General features: G+C 76.9%; 1 protein-coding gene. It reads right to left on the bottom strand.

Annotation, left to right across the window (positions count from 1 at the left end):
• The coding region (locus tag ESO86_RS19640) for a class I SAM-dependent RNA methyltransferase (RefSeq protein WP_479722799.1) at positions 1–579 on the bottom strand (579 nt) is incomplete at both ends.

Below are 579 nucleotides of genomic sequence, written 5' to 3'. Positions count from 1 at the left end.
GGCCAGGCGGTCGAGGTGGCGGTCGACGCGGTCCGAGACGGCGCGCGCGCCGATCCAGTCGGCGAGGTTCGCACCCGCGTGCTCGGTCGCGCGCGCGTCGGCCTCCACAGTCGTGATCCGCGTCGTCGGGCCGAACCGGTCGCCCACGGCGGCGGCGAGCAGGCCCACGCCGCCGTACAGGTCCTGGTTCTCCGCGTCCGGGTCGAACCGGGCGGGGTCGACGGCCTCCTGCACGGCACGCGTCAGCGTCGCGGCCGCACCCCGGTGGACCTGCCAGAAGCCGCCGCGGTCGAGCGTGAAGCTGCGCTCGCCCACGCGCTCGACGATCGTCGGCGGATGCTCGGGGCGTCGATCTCCCGCGGTGCGGATCACGAGTTCCGCGGCGCCCGAGGACGGGGCGACGAGGTCGATCGCCGTGGCTCCGTCGGCGGCGTGGGCCGTGCGGCGGTCGGTGGCGAGCGGCGCGATCGACTCGATCTCCGCGACCGCGAGCGGCAGCGAGGCGACCGGCACGATCCGATGGCTGCGCGCCGCGTACGGTCCCACGGCGCCGTCGGGGCCGACGTGCAGGCGCACCCG

The sequence above is a fragment of the Agromyces binzhouensis genome (assembly GCF_004135055.1).
Lineage (GTDB): Bacteria > Actinomycetota > Actinomycetes > Actinomycetales > Microbacteriaceae > Agromyces > Agromyces binzhouensis.
This window is presented reverse-complemented; position numbering and strand designations above follow the sequence as displayed.